The organism is Cognatilysobacter bugurensis (assembly GCF_014652095.1).
Lineage (GTDB): Bacteria > Pseudomonadota > Gammaproteobacteria > Xanthomonadales > Xanthomonadaceae > Cognatilysobacter > Cognatilysobacter bugurensis.
Map to the genome: position 1 here is coordinate 263,839 of NZ_BMYD01000002.1, position 21,120 is coordinate 284,958.

23 protein-coding genes are annotated in these 21,120 nt (G+C 68.0%); 16 read left to right on the top strand and 7 right to left on the bottom strand.

Features of this window, described 5'->3' with window-relative positions; translation table 11 throughout:
• Window positions 1-59 precede the first annotated feature (59 nt).
• Window positions 60-620: a DUF1415 domain-containing protein gene (locus tag IE075_RS08340; RefSeq protein ID WP_189455330.1), complete on the bottom strand. Its 561-nt coding sequence runs from the start codon at window positions 618-620 to the stop codon at window positions 60-62.
• Between the two features lie 43 nt (window positions 621-663).
• A complete protein-coding gene (locus tag IE075_RS08345) occupies window positions 664-1,146 on the bottom strand; it encodes a YajQ family cyclic di-GMP-binding protein (protein ID WP_189455332.1) in 483 nt (160 codons plus the stop codon).
• Window positions 1,147-1,261: 115 nt separating this feature from the next.
• Between IE075_RS08345 and IE075_RS08350 the strand changes: the two genes are divergently transcribed.
• The 3 genes from IE075_RS08350 (at window position 1,262) to IE075_RS08360 (ending at window position 3,828) form a co-directional block, all read left to right on the top strand.
• The gene (locus IE075_RS08350; protein WP_189455334.1) at window positions 1,262-2,317 is read left to right on the top strand and encodes an NAD(P)-dependent alcohol dehydrogenase; all 1,056 of its coding nucleotides are present in this window, start codon (window positions 1,262-1,264) and stop codon (window positions 2,315-2,317) included.
• Window positions 2,318-2,339: 22 nt separating this feature from the next.
• Window positions 2,340-2,864: a DUF1453 domain-containing protein gene (locus tag IE075_RS08355; protein WP_189455337.1), complete on the top strand. Its 525-nt coding sequence runs from the start codon at window positions 2,340-2,342 to the stop codon at window positions 2,862-2,864.
• Between the two features lie 121 nt (window positions 2,865-2,985).
• Window positions 2,986-3,828 carry a DMT family transporter gene (locus tag IE075_RS08360; RefSeq protein ID WP_189455851.1) on the top strand — a complete coding sequence of 281 codons (843 nt, stop codon included), beginning with the start codon at window positions 2,986-2,988 and terminating at the stop codon, window positions 3,826-3,828.
• A 10-nt stretch (window positions 3,829-3,838) separates the two neighbouring features.
• Here IE075_RS08360 and IE075_RS08365 read toward each other — a convergent pair whose 3' ends face one another.
• The 3 genes from IE075_RS08365 to IE075_RS08375 form a co-directional block, all read right to left on the bottom strand.
• Window positions 3,839-4,579 carry a DNA-formamidopyrimidine glycosylase family protein gene (locus IE075_RS08365; RefSeq protein ID WP_189455338.1) on the bottom strand — a complete coding sequence of 247 codons (741 nt, stop codon included), beginning with the start codon at window positions 4,577-4,579 and terminating at the stop codon, window positions 3,839-3,841.
• A gap of 4 nt (window positions 4,580-4,583) precedes the next feature.
• A complete protein-coding gene (locus IE075_RS08370) occupies window positions 4,584-4,793 on the bottom strand; it encodes a hypothetical protein (RefSeq protein ID WP_189455340.1) in 210 nt (69 codons plus the stop codon).
• A gap of 122 nt (window positions 4,794-4,915) precedes the next feature.
• Window positions 4,916-5,548 (bottom strand): OmpW/AlkL family protein, encoded by a 633-nt coding sequence (locus IE075_RS08375; RefSeq protein WP_189455342.1) that lies wholly within the window; start codon window positions 5,546-5,548, stop codon window positions 4,916-4,918.
• A gap of 429 nt (window positions 5,549-5,977) precedes the next feature.
• Between IE075_RS08375 and IE075_RS08380 the strand changes: the two genes are divergently transcribed.
• From IE075_RS08380 to lpdA, 3 genes are all read left to right on the top strand, one after another.
• A complete protein-coding gene (locus tag IE075_RS08380; protein ID WP_189455344.1) occupies window positions 5,978-7,447 on the top strand; it encodes a dihydrolipoyllysine-residue acetyltransferase in 1,470 nt (489 codons plus the stop codon).
• Between the two features lie 99 nt (window positions 7,448-7,546).
• Window positions 7,547-8,695, top strand: coding sequence for a mechanosensitive ion channel family protein (locus IE075_RS08385; RefSeq protein ID WP_229792414.1), 1,149 nt, complete (start codon window positions 7,547-7,549; stop codon window positions 8,693-8,695).
• 28 nt (window positions 8,696-8,723) lie between these two features.
• Window positions 8,724-10,622 (top strand): dihydrolipoyl dehydrogenase, encoded by a 1,899-nt coding sequence (gene lpdA / locus IE075_RS08390; protein WP_189455346.1) that lies wholly within the window; start codon window positions 8,724-8,726, stop codon window positions 10,620-10,622.
• 192 nt (window positions 10,623-10,814) lie between these two features.
• Here lpdA and IE075_RS08395 read toward each other — a convergent pair whose 3' ends face one another.
• Window positions 10,815-11,039 carry a DUF2061 domain-containing protein gene (locus IE075_RS08395; RefSeq protein ID WP_189455348.1) on the bottom strand — a complete coding sequence of 75 codons (225 nt, stop codon included), beginning with the start codon at window positions 11,037-11,039 and terminating at the stop codon, window positions 10,815-10,817.
• Window positions 11,040-11,269: 230 nt separating this feature from the next.
• Between IE075_RS08395 and IE075_RS08400 the strand changes: the two genes are divergently transcribed.
• From IE075_RS08400 to IE075_RS08440, 9 genes are all read left to right on the top strand, one after another.
• On the top strand, window positions 11,270-11,623 hold the full coding sequence (locus tag IE075_RS08400) for an ATP synthase subunit I (protein WP_189455350.1): 354 nt from the start codon (window positions 11,270-11,272) through the stop codon (window positions 11,621-11,623).
• A gap of 32 nt (window positions 11,624-11,655) precedes the next feature.
• Complete coding sequence (atpB, locus tag IE075_RS08405; RefSeq protein WP_189455352.1) at window positions 11,656-12,453, top strand: F0F1 ATP synthase subunit A; 798 nt, start codon at window positions 11,656-11,658, stop codon at window positions 12,451-12,453.
• A 94-nt stretch (window positions 12,454-12,547) separates the two neighbouring features.
• Window positions 12,548-12,838, top strand: coding sequence for a F0F1 ATP synthase subunit C (atpE, locus tag IE075_RS08410; protein ID WP_189455355.1), 291 nt, complete (start codon window positions 12,548-12,550; stop codon window positions 12,836-12,838).
• 103 nt (window positions 12,839-12,941) lie between these two features.
• Window positions 12,942-13,412: a F0F1 ATP synthase subunit B gene (locus tag IE075_RS08415; protein WP_189455357.1), complete on the top strand. Its 471-nt coding sequence runs from the start codon at window positions 12,942-12,944 to the stop codon at window positions 13,410-13,412.
• 3 nt (window positions 13,413-13,415) lie between these two features.
• Entirely contained in the window at window positions 13,416-13,943 is a 528-nt protein-coding gene (locus IE075_RS08420) for a F0F1 ATP synthase subunit delta (RefSeq protein ID WP_189455359.1), read from the top strand.
• A 107-nt stretch (window positions 13,944-14,050) separates the two neighbouring features.
• Window positions 14,051-15,601: a F0F1 ATP synthase subunit alpha gene (gene atpA / locus IE075_RS08425; RefSeq protein ID WP_189455361.1), complete on the top strand. Its 1,551-nt coding sequence runs from the start codon at window positions 14,051-14,053 to the stop codon at window positions 15,599-15,601.
• A 110-nt stretch (window positions 15,602-15,711) separates the two neighbouring features.
• On the top strand, window positions 15,712-16,575 hold the full coding sequence (gene atpG, locus IE075_RS08430) for a F0F1 ATP synthase subunit gamma (protein WP_189455363.1): 864 nt from the start codon (window positions 15,712-15,714) through the stop codon (window positions 16,573-16,575).
• Between the two features lie 102 nt (window positions 16,576-16,677).
• The gene (gene atpD, locus IE075_RS08435) at window positions 16,678-18,108 is read left to right on the top strand and encodes a F0F1 ATP synthase subunit beta (RefSeq protein WP_189455365.1); all 1,431 of its coding nucleotides are present in this window, start codon (window positions 16,678-16,680) and stop codon (window positions 18,106-18,108) included.
• A gap of 134 nt (window positions 18,109-18,242) precedes the next feature.
• On the top strand, window positions 18,243-18,668 hold the full coding sequence (locus tag IE075_RS08440) for a F0F1 ATP synthase subunit epsilon (protein WP_189455367.1): 426 nt from the start codon (window positions 18,243-18,245) through the stop codon (window positions 18,666-18,668).
• A gap of 226 nt (window positions 18,669-18,894) precedes the next feature.
• Here IE075_RS08440 and IE075_RS08445 read toward each other — a convergent pair whose 3' ends face one another.
• Window positions 18,895-19,278 (bottom strand): GtrA family protein, encoded by a 384-nt coding sequence (locus IE075_RS08445; RefSeq protein ID WP_189455369.1) that lies wholly within the window; start codon window positions 19,276-19,278, stop codon window positions 18,895-18,897.
• Window positions 19,279-19,562: 284 nt separating this feature from the next.
• Here IE075_RS08445 and glmU point away from each other — a divergent pair, with 284 nt between their 5' ends.
• The gene (glmU, locus tag IE075_RS08450; RefSeq protein WP_189455371.1) at window positions 19,563-20,927 is read left to right on the top strand and encodes a bifunctional UDP-N-acetylglucosamine diphosphorylase/glucosamine-1-phosphate N-acetyltransferase GlmU; all 1,365 of its coding nucleotides are present in this window, start codon (window positions 19,563-19,565) and stop codon (window positions 20,925-20,927) included.
• The last annotated feature ends 193 nt before the right edge of the window (window positions 20,928-21,120 follow it).

Below are 21,120 nucleotides of genomic sequence, written 5' to 3' on the forward strand. Positions count from 1 at the left end.
TGCGCTTCCCTTACCCAGGCTCCTGGGCTACCGGTCGCCGATTACACGCCGTCCCGCACCTACTCGAGCAACTTCGCGTACCCCGTAAACCCCAGTTTTTCCATCGTCTCGAGGTTGCGCTCGACGATCACGTCCGGATCGGGGTAGACCGCCACCGCGCGGTCGATGCTCGCCTCGCGCAGCAGGTGCAGCGTGGGGTGCGGCGTGCGGTTCGTGCAGTTGCCGGCGTCGTCGTAATCCGTGCCGGCAAACTGGTAATCCGGGTGGAAGCTCGCGACCTGGATCTCGCCGTCGAGCTCGAGTGACTCGATGAGCGCATCGGCCTCGTCGAGGAAATCGTTGTAGTCGAGGAAGTCCTGCAGCACGTGCGGGTGCACAATCAGCGTCGTGTCGATCTGCTCGGCCGGCGTCGCGTGCAGCAGCCGCAGCTCGGCCTCAAGCACGTCATGCAACGCGTCGGTGGTTACGGCGTCGGTGAGCACGAAGCGCACCTGGCGCTTCACGTACACCGACTTTGCAAACGGGCACAGGTTGAGCCCGATCACCGCGCGCTCGAGCCACGTGCGCGTCGCCGCAATCTCGGGCGCGTCAGGCGCGCCGTGGTCGAGCCCTGCGCTCACCGCGTCGCGCCTGCCGGCATCGCAATTTGGCGGCGCAGATGCATCAATCGCGGAAGTTTTCGAACTGCAGCGGGCGCTCGAACTCCATGACGCGCAGCAGCGCGATCGCGGCCTGCAGGTCGTCGCGCTTCTTGCCGTTCACGCGCAGCTTGTCGCCGTTGATCTGGCTGTCGACCTTGAGCTTGGCGTCCTTCATCGCGGCCTGGATCTTCTTCGCAAGCTCGCGTTCGATGCCCTGCTGCACGGTCACCGTCTGGCGCGCGCCGGCAAGGTTCGTCTCGACGTCGCCGAACTCGAGGCAGCGCGCGTCGATACCACGCGCGATCAGGCGCGCGCGCAGGATGTCGGTCATCTGCTTGAGCTGGAAGTCGCTCGGCGCGGACTGCTTGATCGTGCTCTCGTCGAGCTCGAACGTCGCGTCGACGCCCTTGAAGTCGAAGCGCGTGCCGAGCTCGCGGTTGGCCTGGTCGACGGCGTTGGTGAGCTCGTGCGTGTCCACTTCGGACACGATGTCGAACGAAGGCATCGCGCACTCCAGTCTGAAAACGGGCCGCAAGGGTAACGCAGCGTTGCACTGCGCTCACGCCTGCGCCCCGCGCGCTGGCTAGACTCGTCCGGTCCCCCGACGCCCGGAGTCGCCCATGCCCACCACCCCCGCCTACGCCGCCACCAGTGCGGACACCCCCCTTGCGCCGTTCTCGGTCGAGCGCCGCGCGCCGCGCGCCAACGAGGTGCTGATCGACATCCTGTTCTGCGGCGTGTGCCACTCCGACGTCCACCAGGCGCGCGACGAGTGGGGCGGGGCGATCTTCCCGATGGTGCCCGGCCACGAGATCGTCGGCCGCGTCGCGCAGGTCGGCGAGGGCGCCAGCAAGTTCAAGGTCGGCGACACCGTTGGCGTGGGCTGCTTCGTAGATTCATGTCGCGAATGCCCGCAGTGCCGTGCCGGCGTCGAGCAGCACTGCGCGTTCGGCATGACGGCCACCTACAACTCGCGCGAGCGCGACGGTGGCGCGCCGACCTACGGCGGCTATTCGACGCGGATCACCGTGCACGAGGATTACGTACTGCGGATCCCCGAAGGCCTCGCGCTTGACGGCGCCGCGCCGCTGCTGTGCGCAGGCATCACCACGTACTCGCCGCTGCGCCAGTACGGCGTGGGCAAGGGCAGCGAAGTAGCGGTCGTCGGCCTTGGCGGGCTCGGCCACATGGGCGTGAAGCTCGCGGTCGCGATGGGTGCGCGCGTCACGGTGCTCAGCACGTCCGAATCCAAGCGGCAGGATGCGCTCGCCCTCGGCGCGCACGACTTCCTCGCCACGCGCGACGGCAGCGTATTCAAGTCGCACGCCGGTCGCTTCGACCTCATCCTCGACACCGCATCGGCGCCGCACGACTACAACGCGTATCTCACGCTGCTCAAGTTCAACGGCACGATGGTGCTGCTCGGCATTCCGGACCAGCCGCTGCCGGTCGCGGCTGGCGCGCTGATCATGCAGCGCCGCAAGCTCGCGGGCTCGCTGATCGGCGGCATCGCCGAGACGCAGGAGATGCTCGATTTCTGCGGGGTGCACGGCATCACGTCGGACATCGAGCTCATCGATATCGAGCAGATCAACGAGGCCTACGACCGCATGGTGCGCAACGACGTGCGCTACCGCTTCGTGATTGACACCGCGAGCCTGTCGAAGGCGGCCTGACCCCGGGCCCGGGGGGCCGACGGTGCCGCTGCTGCTGATTCCGGCAGGCTTTGCGCTGCTCGTCGCCCTGTGGCTCGTGCTGCTTCCGCTCGGGCTGTGGCAGCGCTACCGGCGCGGCCGGGCGCAACGCCTTTCGCGGCCGTGGAGCGCACGGCTCAATCTCTGGTCGTGGGGCCTCTCGCTGGCGCTGTTCCTCGCCGGCGCGGCGTTTGCCGGGCTGTGGATCGCGCACGCGTTCGCGTATGCGTCCGGCGGCGTGCTGGCCGGCGTCGTTCTCGGTTTGTTCGGTTGGCGGCTCGCGCGCGTGGAGCCCGACCCGGCCGGCCTTCGCCACACGCCGAACGGCCCGCTCGTGCTCGGGCTGACCGTGCTGCTCGCCGCACGCATCGCCATGGGCCTGTGGCAGCTCGCGCATGCCGGCGATACCGGCGCCGTCGACTGGCTCGCGCGGCAGGCGGGCCTGCTCGCGGTCGGCGGCCTGCTGCTCGGGCACCAGGCCGGCTACGCGTGGTCGCTCAATCGCGCACTCGCCCGACGCCGCACTTGATGCCTGCGCGCCGCGCCGTCAGCCTTGCGCGCTTTCGATGCCGGAGCTTTCCATGCGCAGATCCGCCCGGGCGGCCACGGCACACGCGCGCAGCACGCCGGCGGTCATGGCGGCCATCGCGATGCTCATGGCGGTGGCGCTGTTCTCGGTCATGGACGCCGGCCTCAAGGTGCTGAGCACCGAGTACCCGCCGTTCCAGGTCGCCGCGCTGCGCGGCGCGGCGTCGCTGCCGTTCGTGCTCGTCTGGGCCGCGGCGACCACGGGCCTGCGGCCGCTGTTGCGCGTGCGTTGGCCGTTGCACCTGCTGCGCGGTGCGTTCGGCGTGGTGATGATGGCCACGTTCGTCTACGCGCTGCGCACGCTGCCGCTGTCGACGGCGTACTCGATCTTCTTCGTCGCGCCGCTGCTGATCACGGCGCTGTCGGTGCCGATGCTCGGCGAGCGCGTCGGTCCGCGGCGCTGGACGGCGATCGCGGTCGGCCTGCTCGGCGTGATCGTGCTGCTGCGCCCGAGCGGCGAGGGCCTCGGCACGCTCGCGTCGGTCGCGGTGCTGCTCGCGGCCGCGATGTATGCGCTCAGCGCGATCACCGTGCGCGTGCTCGCTCGCACCGACAGCACGCAGGCGATGGTGGTCTGGCTCATGACGCTGCTTGCGCTCGGCGCCGGCGCGCTTGCGTGGCCGCAATGGGTGCCGCTGAAGGGCGAGCACGCATGGCTGATCACGGGCATTGGCGTGGCCGGGGCGCTCGGGCAGTACGCGATCACCGAGGCGTTCCGGCGCGGTGAGGCATCACTGATCGCGCCGCTCGAATACACCGCGCTCGTCTGGGGCGTGCTGCTCGATCTCGCGCTGTGGGGCGTGCTGCCCGATGCGGTGACCTGGCTCGGGGCGGCGATCATCGTCGCCAGCGGCCTGTACCTGCTGCGGCGCGAGCGCGTGCTCGCCGAGGCCGAGCACCCCTGATGGACCGGCGTCAGCGATAAAGCCGTTGGCATGTCTCGCAATAGAACGCGCGTCGCTCGGCGACGCCGAGGCTCTTGCGGAAGCTCAGCGGGGTTCCGTCGCGCGGGCAGATGCGCTTCGCGTGCACCTGCCAGTTCTTCTTGAGCACGTACTCACGCTTCCACGCCAGGAAGTCGAAGCTGTACTCGCGCGCCTGGGTCACGAGCTCGCCGAGCTTGCGCGGCGGCAGCGCCCCGAGTGTGCTCTCGGGCTGCACGCGGATGCGGTGCAGCACTTCGTTCTTGATGATGTTGCCGACGCCTGCGAACACGTCTTGATCGAGCAACACATCGGCGACGAGCGTGTCAGGCTGCGCGCGCAGCGTGCGGCGCGCCTGCTTCGCATCCCACGCATCGGCCATCACGTCGACGCTCCAGTCGTAGTGCTCGTCGAGGTCGCCTTCGAGGAAGCGCACGGAGCACGCGTAGAGGTTGAGCTCCTCGCCCTTGCTGAAGCCCAGGCTCAGCCGTGCGGCCTTGTTGGGTTTGCGCTCGTTGATGCGGTAGCTGCCGAACATCAGCAGGTGGATGCGCAGCGCAAAGCCGTCGAACTGGATCAGGTAGTGCTTGCCCCAGGTCCGGATCGCACGCACGGTCCGGCCGCGCAGGCGCTGGATGTCCTGGGTGCTGTTGCCTTCCACGCGCATGACGCGCCTGCCGACGAAGCGCTCGGTGTCTTCGCGCAGCAGGACGAGGGAGGGGCCTTCGGGCATCGGCTCAGCGCCCTTCGCCCGCGGCCTGCAGGCTCGCCGCAAGGCCCGCCGCGAGCGCCGCGTCGCCGCTGACGAGATCGCGCCACTTCAGCGCTTGCCCGATGCGCCGGCCCTTTTCGACGAGCCGCAGCCCGTCCGCGTCGATCGTCAGCGTGTAAGCCCGATCGTCGATCTCCAACTCGCGGCGCAGCGGTTTGTCGAGCTTTGTTGTCACGGATGCACTCCACGGCGGACGCCCGATGCTCGCCCGGTCGCGGCAGCTGCGCCGTGAATATGCCGACGCAAAAAAACGGGCCCGCTGAGGGGCCCGTCCTGTCATGCGTTGCAGGCGATGCGTCAGAACCGCACGCCGACGCCCACACCGACGACCACCGGCTCGAGGTTCACTTCCCCGGCCGGTGCGCCGTCAAGGCTCACCTCGGAGTCGCCGTGCAGGTAGCGCACGTCGGCGCGCGCGAACCAGTTCTCGGCGAGGTCGACGTCGACGCCTGCGGTCGCCATCGGCCCGGTCACGGTTTCGACGCCGATGCGCTGGCCCGCGTACGGGCCGCCTGCGGTGGCGGTCTCTTCATTGAAGTTCGTCTGATGCACGCCCAGGCCGACGAACGGCCGCACCTTCTGGCCGGCTTCGCCGAAGCGGTACTGGCCGCTCAGTGCGACCGGCTGCGCCGACACGCTGGCCGCCTTGCCGGAGCCCGTGCGGACGCGATGGCCGATCTTGTCGGCGCCCCAGGCTTCAATGCCGATGTTGTCGGTGGCATGGAACGTCACGCCGAGCGTCGGCGTGCCTTCGCCGTCGACGTCGACACGCGCGCCGTCGATCTGCGGGTTGCGCGTCGGCTCGGCGAGCGCATAACCGCCCGTGATCGACACGCGCTTCGGGGTATTGGTGTCCTGAGCCGCGACGGTGGCGGGGATCAGGGCGAGCGCACCTGCAAGGGCAAGCAGCGAATGATGGACTGGGGTCATGAATGGCCCTCCTCGTATTGTGGTCCGTGCGCCTTCGTTGCGAAGGCAGGGCGGATGCTGGCGGCGCGCGGATGAACCGTTCTTGGGGTGGTCGATCGAAATTCAGCGACGTCGACACTGAAAACACGCGTCCTACACGATGCGCTCACCGCGCTAAACAGGCGTGTCCGCGGATGGCACGCGGGGCGCGTGCTGCAAGTGCGCGTCGCCGTTCCGGATTTCAGTTGGGCCGCGTCGACCGCGGCAGCGGCATGACGTACGCCCGCGCACGGCCCGCATCGCACACCGTGCTGCATTCGTATTCAGCGTTCGAGCAGGCGTCCGGCACGCCTTCGATACTCCAAAGCCCGCATCCGGCACGCCGCGCGAGGTTGGCGCGTTCACGCGCGGGGGCCACAATAGGTTCTTTCGTGCAGCGCGGGGCCGGACATGGCGGAGTGGAAGGAAGCACGCGTTCCCGACATCGGGAATTACGACGGCGTGCCGGTGATCGAGTTGCTCGTCGCAGTCGGCGACACCGTTGCGGCGGACCAGGGCCTGGTCACGCTCGAATCTGACAAGGCCACGATGGAAGTGCCTGCGCCGTTCGCCGGCGTGGTTCGCGAGATCAAGGTCAAGATCGGCGATGAGCTCGCCGAAGGCAGCGTTGTCGCACTGATCGAGCCGGCCGAAGCCGGTGCGTCACAGGGCGAGCCCGAGCGCGCGCAGCCCGCGCCGAACGCATCGAAAACCCCAGCGGCGCAGCCCGTGCCGGACGCAGTGGCCGGCCCGGTCCCCGCGAACGAGCCCGACGTGCGCACCGATGCGGTCGTCGTGTCCGCGCAACCGAACGCACTGACCGAGCAGTCCATCCAGCGCAACACGGTTGCCGGCGCCGCAAGCGGCGCCGCAGCGGGCGAGGGCACGGCCGAGCCGCGCACGCCGCCGGTCGCGTTCACCGCCGACGAGCTGCTGCCCGACAAGGTGCCGTACGCGAGCCCGGCCGTGCGCCTGTTCGCACGCGAGCTCGGCGTCGACCTGTCGAAAGTGACGGGCAGCGAGCGCGGCGGCCGCATTTCGCGCGAGGACGTGCAGAAGTTCGTCAAGGGCGTGATGAAGACCGGCGGCGGTGCGGCAGCATCGGCCGGCGCGGCGCCCGCAGGCGGCGGCAACGGGCTCAACCTGTTGCCGTGGCCGAAGGTGGATTTTTCGAAGTTCGGCGAGATCGAAACGCGCGAGCTGACCCGCATCCAGAAGATCTCCGGCGCAAACCTCGCGCGCAACTGGGCCATGATCCCGCACGTCACCCAGCACGACGACGCGGACATCACCGAGCTCGAAGCGCTGCGCGTCGCGCTCAACGATGAAAACGCGAAGAACAAGGACGCGGTCAAGCTCACGATGCTCGCGTTCCTCATGAAGGCGAGCGTCGCGGCGCTGAAGAAGTTCCCGACGTTCAACGCCTCGCTCGACGCCACCGGCGAGACGCTGGTGCTCAAGAAGTACTTCCACATCGGCTTCGCGGCCGACACGCCAAACGGCCTCGTCGTCCCGGTGATCCGCGACGTCGACAAGAAGGGCGTGATGCAGATAGCGCAGGAGACGTCCGAGCTTGCGAAGAAGGCGCGCGACGGCAAGCTCGGCCCGGCCGACATGCAGGGCGGGTGCTTCTCGATCAGCTCGCTCGGCGGCATTGGCGGCACGAGCTTCACGCCGATCGTCAACGCGCCGGAAGTCGCGATCCTCGGCGTGTCGAAGTCGGCGATGAAGCCGGTGTGGGACGGCACGCAGTTCGCGCCGCGCCTGGTCCTGCCGCTGTCGCTGAGCTACGACCACCGCGTCATCGACGGCGCCGCGGCCGCGCGTTTCACCGCGTACCTCGCGCAGCTGCTCGCCGACCTGCGTCGCAGCCTGCTGTAACCGGATGGCGCGCCGCGTTCTGATTCCAGTCTCACCCGGCCGCTGCGGCGGTCGGGCCGTGTGGTGCGGCCCGTGCTCTTCCGACACGGAGGCGCGCGCATGAGCGTGGCGCAGACCGGCCGGGGCATGCGCGACGCCGCCGGCGCCGCGGCCGACCGCGGGCTCGACTCAGTCGGCGCGCTGCTCGATTTCCGGATCGTCAACGTCGCCGGGCTCAACATCACGGTCGGCGGCATCATTGCCGCGCTCGTCGTCATTGCGATCGCCTGGTTCGCCTCGCGCGTGCTGCAGCGCATGCTCACGCGCTACGGCGACAGCCACCAGCACGTCAACCGCGCATCGCTGTACCTGCTCTCGCGTGTGCTGCACTACCTCGTCATCGCGATCGCGGTCTTTGTCGCGCTCGACGTCGCGGGCGTGCCGATCGGCAAGTTCAGCGTGTTCGCGGGCGCGCTCGGCGTCGGTCTCGGCTTCGGCCTGCAGGCGATCTTCAGCAACTTCATCTCCGGCCTGATCCTGCTGTTCGACCGCTCGCTGAAAGTCGGCGATTTCGTCGAACTCGAGTCGGGCGTGTACGGCGAAGTGCGCGACATCAAGATCCGCGCGACCACGATCGTCACGAACGACAACATCGACATCCTCGTGCCGAACTCCGAGTTCGTAAGCGGGCGCGTCGTGAACTGGACGCACCGTGAAGTGTCGCGGCGACTGCGCGTCAAGTTCGGCGTCGCCTACGGCAGCGACAAAGAAGTGGTGAAGAAAGCGGCGCTGGAAGCGGCCGCCGAGGTGCCGTTTACGCTCGCGCTCGATGGCCCGCGGCGGCCGCAGGTCTGGCTGGTCGAGTTCGGCGACAGCAGCCTGAACTTCGAACTCGTGGTCTGGCTCAATGCCGAGGCGACCAAGCGCCCGTCGGCCGTGAATGCTGCTTACCTGTGGGCGCTCGATACGGCGCTGAACAAGTACGGCATCGAAATCCCGTTCCCGCAGCAGGACCTGCACATCCGCAGCCTGTTCGGTCACGAGGGCGAGGCGGCGCTGGCCGCGTGGCGTGGCGAGAAGACCGAGCAGGTCAAGCCGGTGCCGCACGTCGCCGAGCCGGCGCCCGATGCCCAGCTCGGGCACCGCGAGCGCGCAGAGCTCGCGTCCAACGATGCGCAGGACGATGTGCGCCTGCAGCTCGAGAACCCGCCGACCGAAGACCTCAATCAAGACACGCATCAAGACACGCAACCGGGCGACGCGCGATGACGCGGCGCCGACCGAGGAGAGGCAGGCAATGACGCAGCGGATCGAACTGAAAGTCCCCGATATCGGCGGCTACGACAACGTGCCCGTGATCGAGCTGCTGGTCGCAGTCGGCGACACGGTGGCGGTCGACCAGGGGCTGGCGACGCTCGAATCGGACAAGGCGACGATGGAAGTGCCCGCATCGGCCGCGGGCGTCGTCACCGAGCTGCGCATTAAGGTCGGCGACGAGGTGTCCGAAGGCAGCGTGATCGCCGTAATCGAAGCCGAGGGTGCGGAAGCCGCGCCTGCGGGCGGGGCAGGCGCGAGCGCGCCGTCGGCATCGGCATCGGCATCGGCGAAGCCCGCAGCAACGCCGGCCCCGCCGGCATCGCAGCATCCGGGCCCGTCGTACGGCGCAGCGCCCGCGAGCGACGCGCCGGCGTCGCAGGCGGCCACGCCGCAGTCCCCGGCATCGGATAAAGCGCCCGCGCCGAACGCCGCACCGGCGAGCGGCCGCACGCCTGATGTCGAATGCCGCATGCTCGTGCTCGGCGCGGGTCCGGGCGGTTACACCGCCGCGTTCCGTGCTGCCGATCTCGGCCTCGACACCGTGCTCGTCGAGCGCTACGCCGCGCTCGGCGGCGTGTGCCTCAACGTCGGCTGCATCCCGTCGAAGGCGCTGCTGCACGCGGCAGCGGTGATCGACGAGGCCGCGCACGCGAAGGACTACGGCATCGACTTCGGCGCGCCGAAGATCGCGCTTGACGCGCTGCGCAGCTACAAGGAAAAAGTCGTCGGCCAGCTCACCAAGGGCTTGGCGGGCATGGCGAAGCAGCGCAAGGTGCGCGTCGTCGAAGGCGAAGGCCGCTTCCTGTCGCCGAACGAGCTTGAAGTGCAGGGCGCCGGCGGCACCACGCTCATCCGCTTCGAGCACTGCATCATCGCCGCCGGCTCGCAGCCAGTGAAGCTGCCCGCGTTCCCGTGGGACGACCCGCGCGTGATGGACTCGACCGACGCGCTCGAGCTCGCCGAGGTGCCGAAGAAGCTGCTCGTCGTCGGCGGCGGCATCATCGGCCTCGAGATGGCCACCGTGTACCGCGCGCTCGGCAGCGAGGTGACTGTCGTCGAGTTCATGGACCAGCTCATGCCCGGCGCCGATCCCGACCTCATCAAGCCGCTCGCCGATCGCCTCAAGAAGCAGGGCGTTGCCGTGTACCTGCGCACGAAGGCCGCGAAGGTCGACGCGCAGAAGAAGGGCCTCATGGTCTCCTTCGAGAACGCCGAAGAGGGCAAGCCGGCCGCGATCGAGGCGCAACTGTTCGATCGCGTGCTCGTCGCGGTGGGTCGCGCGCCGAACGGCGCGAAGATCGACGCGGACAAGGCGGGCGTGCAGGTCTCCGACCGCGGCTTCATTCCGGTTGATCGCCAGATGCGCACGAACGTGCCGCACATCTTCGCGATCGGCGATCTCGTCGGCCAGCCGATGCTCGCGCACAAGGCCACGCACGAAGGCAAGCTCGCGGCCGAGGTCGCGGCCGGCGAGAAGAAGGAATGGGTCGCGCGCGTGATCCCGTCAGTCGCCTACACCGACCCGGAAATCGCGTGGGTTGGCGTCACCGAAACCGAGGCGAAGGCGAAAGGCCTCAAGGTCGGCGTCGGCAAGTTCCCGTGGGCTGCGAGCGGGCGAGCCATCGGCATCGGTCGCACCGAAGGCTTCACGAAGCTCGTATTCGACGAAGCCACGCACCGCGTGATCGGCGGCGGCATCGTCGGCGTGCATGCCGGCGATCTCATTGCCGAGGTGGGACTTGCGATCGAGATGGGCTGCGAGGTCGCGGACATCGGCCATACCATCCATCCGCATCCGACGCTGAGTGAGTCGATCGCAATGGCCGCCGAGGTGTTCGACGGCACGATCACCGACTTGTATCTGCCGAAGAAGAAGTAAGCCGCCGTACGTTGCGCGCCCCCGTTGGGCGCGCTGCCTCATGCGGACCAATTCAAGTCGCCGGCGCTGTGGTCATCATGCTGCATTGCTTAGTTGCTGCATGGGCGAGCGCGCAGGATGTGCTGCGGCCTGCGTGCACGCATTGCTCGCGGGCGCGCGTGCTGTGCCGCTGTCTCCGCGGCCCATCGTGCGTCAGGCCGCAACCCAGGTCGGGCGCACGCTCTCCGTGTCGACCGCAGGCACCGTGCCGCGCGCGAAGCGCTGCCACGCCTTCTCATGGAAATGGAACGCGACCGTGTTGAACGCGGGCTCGATCAGCGCGAGCGCACCGCCAACGAGCACGCTGCCCGTCATGAGGTAGCCAACCAGAAAGGCCACGCAGAAATGCACGGCGGCGAAGGACAGGGTCTTGCGCATCGGGGCAGCCTCGAAAATGCGAACGTCTCGCATTAACCAGCCACCGGCGGCGGCCGTCCAATCGATTCTCCCGTCCGTTCCCATAGCCGCCGGCGATGGCGCCCCGGGCCCGCGTGCGCCGGAGGCAACCCGCACGGTTGCCGCTGTGAGGCCCGCGCTCTATACTTTTGCGGCTTGACCGGGCGCTTCGCCCACTCCCCCAGACCGACGAGACCTGCGTGCACGATCCGATGACCGCAGGCCGCCGGCTGGCGTCGCGCGCGATCGTCTGGCAAGCCGGCGCGACGGCGCTGGTTGCGGTGGCCCTGCTCGTGCTCGACGCAGCCTACGCGCTCGCGGCGGCGGCAGGCGGGATGGCCATCGTGGTGGCACATGCCGCGGCAGCGTGGCTCAGCTACCGCGGCGGTGTCCAGCCTGCGGGTGTGGTGCTTTCGCGCTGGTTCATGGGCGTGCTGGTGCGGTGGGCGGTGGTGTTGCTGGCGTTGGTGCTGTGTTTCGGGGTCTGGCGCCTGGCGCCGCTCCCGGTGCTCGTGGGCGCGGTCGCCGCGCTGTTGGGCCAGGGCGCAGTGGCATTGCGCCGCTGATTTGAACTCATCTAATTGCGGATCTCTGACCTATGGCGGCCGAAGCAGAACTGACCCCGACCGGCTATATCCAGCACCACCTGAAGAACCTCACGTTCCAGGTGCAGGAAGGCGGTTTCTGGACGCTGCACGTGGACACGCTGGTGACCGCGGTGCTCATGGGTCTGATCATGGTGTTCGCGTTCTGGATGGCGACGCGCCGGGCGACCGCCGGCGTGCCCGGTAAGTGGCAGGCGTTCGTCGAAATCTGCCTCGAGTTCGTCGACCAGCAGGCGAAGGACACCTACCACGGTTCCAGCAAGCTCGTGACGCCGATCGCGATCACGCTGTTCTTCTGGATCCTGCTGATGAACCTGCTGAAGATGATCCCGGCGGACTTCATCGCGATGCCGCTCGAAGCGCTCGGCGTGCACTACTGGAAGCCGGTCCCGACCGCCGACGTCAACGCGACGCTCGGCATGTCGATCAGCGTGTTCTTCCTGATGCTGTTCTTCGCGCTGCGCTCGAAGGGGCTCGGCGGTTTCACGAAGGAGTTCCTGACGGCGCCGTTCGGCAAGTGGATGCTGCCGTTCAACCTGATCCTCAACATCGTCGAGTGGCTCAGCAAGCCGATTTCGCTCGCGATGCGACTGTTCGGCAACATGTTCGGCGGCGAAATCGTCTTCCTGCTGATCTGGGTGCTCGGCGGCGCGAGCCTGCTCGGCGCGCTGGCCGGCGGCCTGTTCGGCCTCGGCTGGATGCTGTTCCACCTGCTGGTGATCCCGCTGCAGGCTTTCATCTTCATGATGCTCTCGATCGTCTACCTGAGCCTCTCGGAAGACGCGCACTGATCGTTCGCGGGCGCCGGCAGTGCCGGAGTCCGGGTGCCAGTTCCCAGTTCCACCCTCCTCGTTAAACCACCAAAAGCACGTTTCGGAGAAAACCATGGAAACCATCCTCGCCAACCTCGCGCAAGTCCAGGCTTACACCGTTCTGGCCGTCGGCATCATGGTCGGTCTGGCCGCACTGGGCGCCGGTATCGGTCTGGCGATCATGGCTGGCAAGTTCCTCGAGTCCGCCGCCCGTCAGCCGGAGCTGATCCCGGTCCTGCAGGTCCGCATGTTCATCACGGCCGGCCTGATCGACGCGGCGTTCATCATCACGGTCGCCGTCGCGCTGCTGCTCGCGTTCGCGAACCCGCTGATTGGCGAGTTCACGAGCCGCCTGGTCGGCTGATCGCGCGTGGTCGACGCGGGCCGGCGTTCGCCGGTCCGCGACTTCCGGAAGGGCGTCCGCCACGGCGGCGCCCCGGACCACTCCACACGGCAGAGCGTTACCCATGAACATCGGCCTTACTCTCATTGCCCAGGCGTTGGCCTTTGCCGGCCTCATCTGGATCATCGCGACCAAGATCTGGCCGCCGCTGCTCAGCGCGATCGAAGAGCGCCAGCGGAAGATCGCCGAAGGCCTGGCCGCGGCGGACAACAGCCAGAAGGCCCTTGCCGACGCCCAGCAGAACGCCGACGCGGCGCTGCGCGAGGCGCGTGGCAAGGCCAACGAAATCATCGATCAGGCGCACCAGCGCGCGAACCAGATCATCGAGCAGGCGCGCAACGACGCGCTTGGCGAAGCGAACCGCGCGAAGGAACTGGCCGAAGCCGAGATCGCCGCGGCCACGAACCGCGCCCGTGAGGACCTGCGTCGCCAGGTTTCGATGCTCGCGGTTGCAGGCGCCGAGAAGCTGCTGCGCCGTGAGATCGACCCGAACGCGCACCGCACGCTGCTCGACGAACTGGCGGCCGAGATCTAAGCGATGAGCCAGGCTCTGACCCTCGCCCGTCCGTACGCCCGTGCCGCCTTCGCGCATGCCCGCGAAGCCGGCCAAACGGCCCAGTGGTCGAATGCGCTCGGCCTCGCCGCGCGCATCGCATCCGATCCGCAGGTGCAGCCGGTGCTCTCGCACCCGCAGCTCGCCCCGGCGGATGCGGTGGCACTGCTTGCGCCGAACGGCGCGGACGAGGCGCTGGTGCGCTTCTTCTCGCTGCTCGCCGACAACCAGCGCCTCGAGCTGCTGCCCGAGATCGCGAACCTGTTCGAGCATCAGCGCGCCGAGGCCGAAGGAATCGTGCGGGCACGCATCACGTCCGCGCAGGTGCTCCAGGCCGACGAGATCGAGCGCCTCAAGACTGCGATCCGCCGCCGCTTCGGCCGCGAGGTCGAGGTCGAGACGGCGGTCGATCCTGCATTGATCGGCGGCGCGGTGATCGACACCGGTGACGTCGTCATCGACGGGTCGTTGCGCGGCAAGCTCGAGCGTCTGCAGACCGCGCTGACGACGTAACCGCCGGGGCCGCGCATCGTGCGGCGCGGCGCCCGATTGCCGGGTGCCGGAACCCCAACAGAACAACCGGGCGCCGCAGGTCGCGACGCACGACAGAGGAACTAGCGATGGCCACCACCCAGCTCAATCCGTCCGAAATCAGCGAACTGATCAAGACCCGGCTCGAAAAGGTCCAGCTGGCCGCCGAGGCCCGCAACGAAGGCACCGTGACGTCCGTGTCGGACGGCATCGTGCGCATCCACGGCATCGCGGACGTGATGCAGGGCGAAATGATCGAGCTGCCCGGCAACACCTTCGCGCTCGCGCTGAACCTCGAGCGCGACTCCGTCGGTGCCGTGGTGCTCGGTGACTACGAGCACCTGCGCGAAGGCGCGATCGCGAAGACCACCGGCCGCATCCTCGAAGTGCCGGTCGGCCCGCAGTTGCTCGGCCGCGTCGTCAATGCACTCGGCGAGCCGATCGACGGCAAGGGCCCGATCGACACGACGCTTACCGCGCCGGTCGAGCGCGTGGCGCCGGGCGTGATCTGGCGCAAGTCGGTCGACCAGCCGGTGCAGACCGGTTACAAGTCGGTCGACGCGATGATCCCGATCGGCCGCGGCCAGCGCGAGCTGATCATCGGCGACCGCCAGACCGGCAAGACCGCGATGGCGATCGACGCCGTCATCAACCAGAAGGGCACGGGCATCAAGTGCGTGTACGTGGCGATCGGCCAGAAGGCCTCGACCGTCGCGAACATCGTGCGCAAGCTCGAGCAGAACGGCGCGATGGACCACACCATCGTCGTCGCCGCGACCGCGTCCGAATCGGCTGCGATGCAGTACATCGCGCCGTACGCCGGCTGCACCATGGGCGAGTACTTCATGGACCGCGGCCAGGACGCACTGATCGTGTACGACGACCTGTCCAAGCAGGCCGTCGCGTACCGCCAGATCTCGCTGCTGCTCAAGCGCCCGCCGGGTCGCGAAGCCTATCCGGGCGACGTGTTCTACCTGCACAGCCGCCTGCTCGAGCGTGCCGCGCGCGTGTCCGAGGAGTACGTCGAGAAGTTCACGAACGGCGAGGTCAAGGGCCAGACCGGCTCGCTGACCGCGCTGCCGATCATCGAGACGCAGGCCGGCGACGTGTCGGCGTTCGTCCCGACGAACGTCATCTCGATCACCGACGGCCAGATCTTCCTCGAGACCGACCTGTTCAACGCGGGCGTCCGCCCGGCCGTGAACGCCGGTATCTCGGTCTCGCGCGTCGGTGGCGCTGCGCAGACGAAGATCATCAAGAAGCTCTCGGGCGGCATCCGCATCGCGCTCGCGCAGTACCGTGAGCTCGCGGCGTTCGCGCAGTTCGCGTCGGACCTCGACGAAGCAACCCGCAAGCAGCTCGAGCGCGGCCAGCGCGTCACCGAGCTCATGAAGCAGAAGCAGTACGTGCCGATGTCGATCGCCGACGAGGCACTGTCGATCTACGCCGTCAACGAGGGTTACCTCGACGACGTGCCGGTCGGCAAGATCCTCGCGTTCGAAGAAGGCCTGCACGCGCACTTCGCGAACACGCAGGGCGACCTGATGCGCACGATCAACGGGACCGGCAACTGGGACGGCGAGATCGAAGGCAAGTTCAAGTCCGGCATCGAAGAGTTCAAGAAGACGGGAACCTGGTAAGCGCCGGGATTCGACACAGGGGTTCGGGCTGATCAGGCCCGGGCCCCGGACCTCAAGGGTCGCGAGTCTCCAGTTCCATTCCCCAATCCCAGCGAGCGCAGCGAGCAGACATGGCCGGCGGCAGAGAAATCAAAACCAAGATCAAGAGCGTGCAGAACACCCGCAAGGTGACGCGCGCGCTCGAAATGGTCTCGGCCTCGAAGATCCGCAAGGCGCAGGACCGCATGAAGGTCTCGCGTCCGTACGCGCGGGTCATGAAGCAGGTGATCGGCCATCTCGCCCAGGCGAACACCGACTACCAGCACCCGTACCTGGTCGAGCGCCAGAACCCCAAGCGCGTCGGCTACGTGATCGTGTCCTCCGACCGCGGCCTTGCGGGCGGCCTCAACAACAACCTGTTCCGCAAGCTGCTGGTCGAATTCCGCCGCTGGCAGGAACAGGGCGTCGAAGTGCAGGTCGTCACGATCGGCCAGAAGGCGTCGGTGTTCTTCCGCCGCATCAAGGTCGACATGGTCGGCTCGGTGACGCACCTCGGCGATGCCCCGAAGCTCGAACAGCTGATCGGCGTCATCAAGGTCATGCTCGACGGTTACGGCACCGGCAACGTCGACCGCGTGTTCCTCGCGTACAACAGCTTCGTCAACACGATGGTGCAGCGCGCCTCGTTCGACCAGCTGCTGCCGCTGCCGAAGTCGGAATCGCAGGTCGCTCCGCACGACTGGGATTACCTCTACGAGCCCGACGCCGAAACCGTGCTCGAGCAGGTGCTGACGCGCTACGTCGAGTCGCTCGTCTACCAGGCGGTGCTCGAGAACGTGGCGTCGGAGCACGCGGCGCGCATGGTGGCGATGAAGGCCGCGAGCGACAACGCGACAAAGCTGATCGGCACGCTCAACCTCGTCTACAACAAGGCCCGCCAGGCCGCGATCACGCAGGAAATTTCCGAGATCGTCGGCGGCGCCGCTGCGGTTTAACCCGGGAATCGGGCGACGGGCCTCCGGACGGGACACGCGCATCGCGACCGGCCGGATTCCACACACCCAATCCCATCCCTTTTTCGAGAGTCAGGAAACGTCATGAACGCCCAGGTCAACACCCCGGTCGCCACCAGCGGCAAGATCGTCCAGATCATCGGCGCGGTCGTCGACGTCGAATTCCCGCGCGAATCCGTGCCGCGCGTGTACGACGCGCTCAAGGTCGACGGCACGCAGATCACGCTCGAAGTCCAGCAGCAGCTCGGCGACGGCGTCGTGCGCACGATCGCGCTCGGCTCGACGGACGGCCTCAAGCGCAACCTCGTGGCGGTCAACACCGGCCGCGCGATCTCGGTGCCGGTTGGCGCCGGCACGCTGGGCCGCATCATGGACGTGCTCGGCAACCCGATCGACGAGGCCGGCCCGGTGCAGGCGACGGACGCGTGGGAAATCCACCGCACGGCGCCGACCTATGAGGACCAGTCCTCGGCGAACGACCTGCTCGAGACGGGCATCAAGGTCATCGACCTGATGTGCCCGTTCGCGAAGGGCGGCAAGGTCGGTCTGTTCGGCGGCGCCGGCGTCGGCAAGACCGTCAACATGATGGAACTCATCAACAACATCGCAAAGGCGCACGCGGGTCTGTCCGTGTTCGCCGGCGTGGGCGAGCGTACCCGCGAGGGCAACGACTTCTACCACGAGATGAAGGACTCCAACGTCCTCGACAAGGTCGCGATGGTGTACGGCCAGATGAACGAGCCGCCGGGCAACCGCCTGCGCGTCGCGCTGACCGGCCTGACGATGGCGGAGTACTTCCGCGACGACATCGACCCGGCGACTGGCAAGGGCCGCGACATCCTGTTCTTCGTCGACAACATCTACCGATATACGCTGGCGGGCACGGAAGTGTCGGCACTGCTCGGCCGCATGCCGTCGGCCGTGGGTTACCAGCCCACGCTGGCCGAGGAAATGGGCGTGCTGCAGGAGCGCATCACCTCGACGAAGACCGGCTCGATCACCTCGATCCAGGCCGTGTACGTTCCCGCGGACGACCTGACCGACCCGTCGCCGGCGACGACGTTCGCCCACCTCGACGCCACCGTCGTGTTGAGCCGTAACATCGCCTCGCTCGGCATCTACCCGGCGGTCGATCCGCTCGACTCCACGTCGCGCCAGCTCGACCCGAACGTGGTCGGCACCGAGCACTACGACGTCGCGCGCAAGGTCCAGGCGACGCTCCAGAAGTACAAGGAGCTCAAGGACATCATCGCGATCCTCGGCATGGACGAGCTCAGCGAAGAAGACAAGCAGGCCGTGTCGCGCGCCCGCAAGATCGAGCGCTTCTTCAGCCAGCCGTTCCACGTCGCTGAAGTGTTCACCGGTTCGCCGGGCAAGTACGTCTCGCTGAAGGAAACGATCCGCGGCTTCAAGGGCATCGTGGAAGGCGAGTACGACCACCTGCCGGAGCAGGCGTTCTACATGGTCGGCGGCATCGAAGAGGCGGTCGAGAAGGCGAAGAAGATCACGGGCTGAGCCCGTCGTCTTTCCGCCCTCCGACATTCGAGATTCGGGATCCGTAACGGCCGGGCTGCATCGGCGCGAAGACTTCGTCTTTCGCGACGTTTGCGGCCCGGAGCCCGGACCCGGCAAGCACAGCGAGACCCTACATGGCTGCCACGTTCCGTTGCGACATCGTCAGCGCCGAGGATGAGATCTTCCACGGCGAGGCGACCCTGCTGGTCGCGACCGGCGAAATGGGCGAGCTCGGCATCGCGCCGAAGCACGCGCCGCTCATTACGCGCCTCAAGCCGGGCAAGGTCGTCGTGACGACCCCGAACGGCGAAACGCACGACTTCGCCGTTTCCGGCGGCATTCTCGAAGTGCAGCCGACGGTGGTGACCGTGCTCGCGGACACCGCGATCCGCGCGCAGGACATCGACGAAGCCGCTGTGCGCGCGGCGAAGGACGAAGCCGAACGCATCCTCGCCGGGCGCGGTGAACAGATGGAAATCGCCGAGGCGCAGATGAAGCTCGCCGAGGCAATGGCGCAGCTGCAGGCGCTCGAGCGCCTGCGCCGCAGCATGAAGCACTGAGCCGCGTCGCTCACGCAGAAACGCCGGCCTTCGAGCCGGCGTTTTTTTTGCGTTCAAGACGACAGACCGGCCGCGAGCCGATGGAGCGTCTGGCTACTCGGGCAACGGTCCGTATCGGTGATCCTTGCTCAGATGTCTGGGCAGGCGGCGGTTCCGGCCCGTCAGGCGATGCGGCGGTCATGGGCGCGTTCCGCACCTCCGCACCGCGCGTCGGCGGCGCAGCCTCTCAGCGGCGGTAGACCCAGTATCGCGACGCCAGGAAGCCCACTGCGCCGAGCACGAGTTCGACGCCGGGCTTCGCAAGCCACGTCCACTTGAGTCCCACCGCGCGATTGATCGAGCCGATTGCCCAGGTGCTCACGAGCGTCGTCGTCAGCCACATCATTGCAAAGCGCATGAACTGCCGGCGGCCGACGACCGTGTCGTCGCCGGCAAACGTGATCCGGCCGTTCAGCCAGAATCCGAGCGTCGCGCCGCTGATCCGCCCGGCGACGTTCGCGATTTCGACCGCAAGCCCCAGATGGCTCAGGGCCACCATGACACCCCAGTCGAGCAGCCACTGGACGATGCCGATCGCGAGGTAGTGTCGGCCTTGTCGGGTCAGGCTCATCGAGTACGGGAGGCGAAAGCGGCCGGGCAATGTGCCCGGGCGCAGGTGTGGTCGAGGTGTTCGCGCGTTGCCTGCGCACACGCGGTCGATGAGCTTCCGCGCGAACCGTGTCGCGACGCCGGAACCCTCGCATGGAACGTGATCATTGCGCCTCCTCGCGCGCCGAGCACGCAACCGCATCACGCGGCAGCGGATAAAAAGGGACCCGGCCGCGCCGGCAATGTAGCAGCGCGCCGCGGCTAGAATCACGCCCCGCCCGTATTTCCCCTGTTTCCGGAGCCTGCATGAGCGCACCGCTGCACGTCATCATCCTCGCCGCAGGCGAAGGCAAGCGCATGAAGTCCACGCGGCCCAAGGTGCTGCAGCCGGTCGCCGGCCGACCGATGCTCGCGCATGTAATCGGCACCGCGCGCGCGCTGTCGCCCGAAGGCATCCACGTCGTGTACGGTCACGCGGGCGAGCAGGTCCGCGCCGCGTTCGCCGACCAGCCGGACCTGCGCTGGACCGAGCAGGCGCAGCGCCTGGGCACCGGCCATGCCGTGCAGCAGGTCATGCCCGAGGTGCCGGCGGACGCGCGGATGCTCGTGCTGTACGGCGACGTGCCGCTGATCCGCGCCGAGACGCTCCACCGGCTGCTCGACGCGCCCGGTCGTCTCGCGGTGCTCGTCGCCGACCTCGACGACCCCACGGGCTACGGACGCGTCGTCCGCGACGCCGAGGGCCGCGTTGCGCGCATCGTCGAGCACAAGGACGCGAACGACACGCAACGCGCGATCCACACCGTCAACACCGGCATTCTCGTCGGCGACGGCGAACCGCTGCGGCGCTGGCTGCAGAACCTGCGCAACGACAATGCGCAGGGCGAGTACTACCTCACCGATGTGTTCGCGCAGGCGGCCGCCGAGTACAGCGGCGCCGAACTCGTGCACGTCGACGAGCCGTGCGAGGTCGAAGGCGCGAACGATCCCTGGCAGCTCGCGCAACTCGAGCGCGCGTTCCAGCTGCGCTGCGCGCGTGCACTGTGCACGGCGGGCACTCGGCTCATCGATCCGGCCCGTTTCGACCAGCGCGGCACCGTGCTCGTCGGGCAGGACGTCGAGATCGACGTCGACGTGGTGCTCGAAGGGCGCGTGGAGCTCGGCGACGGCGTGCGCATTGGACCGTTCTGCCGGCTCAAGGACGTGCGTCTCGGGCCCGGCACGGAAGTGCGTGCGCATTGCGATCTCGAAGGGGTCGTCACCGAAGGTGCGGCCACGGTCGGGCCCTTCGCGCGCCTGCGTCCGGGCACGGTGCTCGCCGACGGCGTGCACATCGGTAACTTCGTCGAGACGAAGAACACGGTGCTCGGCGTCAGCAGCAAGGCGAATCACCTGACCTACCTCGGTGACTCGGTCATCGGCAGCAAGGTCAACGTCGGCGCCGGCACGATCACCTGCAACTACGACGGCGCCAACAAGTTCCGCACGACGATCGAGGACGGTGCGTTCATCGGCTCGAACACGTCGCTGGTCGCGCCGGTGACCGTGGGGACGAACGCGACGATCGCCGCAGGCTCGGTGATCACCCGTGATGCGCCGGCGGACAAACTCAGCCTGGGCCGCGCGCGGCAGACGACGATCGAAGGCTGGGAGCGCCCGAAGAAGCGTTGAGCGACCCTGTCATCGACTCCAAGCCGCAGCGGCACGCATGCGGTCGGCACGGCGCTCGGCGATGAAGCGCGACAGATCGCCGTCGCCGTTTTCGAGCGCGCCAACGTCGCGCTGAGCCGGAGCGGCGTCGGCGGCGGCGGCGACCGCGACCGCCCAAGCCCGGCCTGGGCACTTCACGGGCCGGCAACTTCCC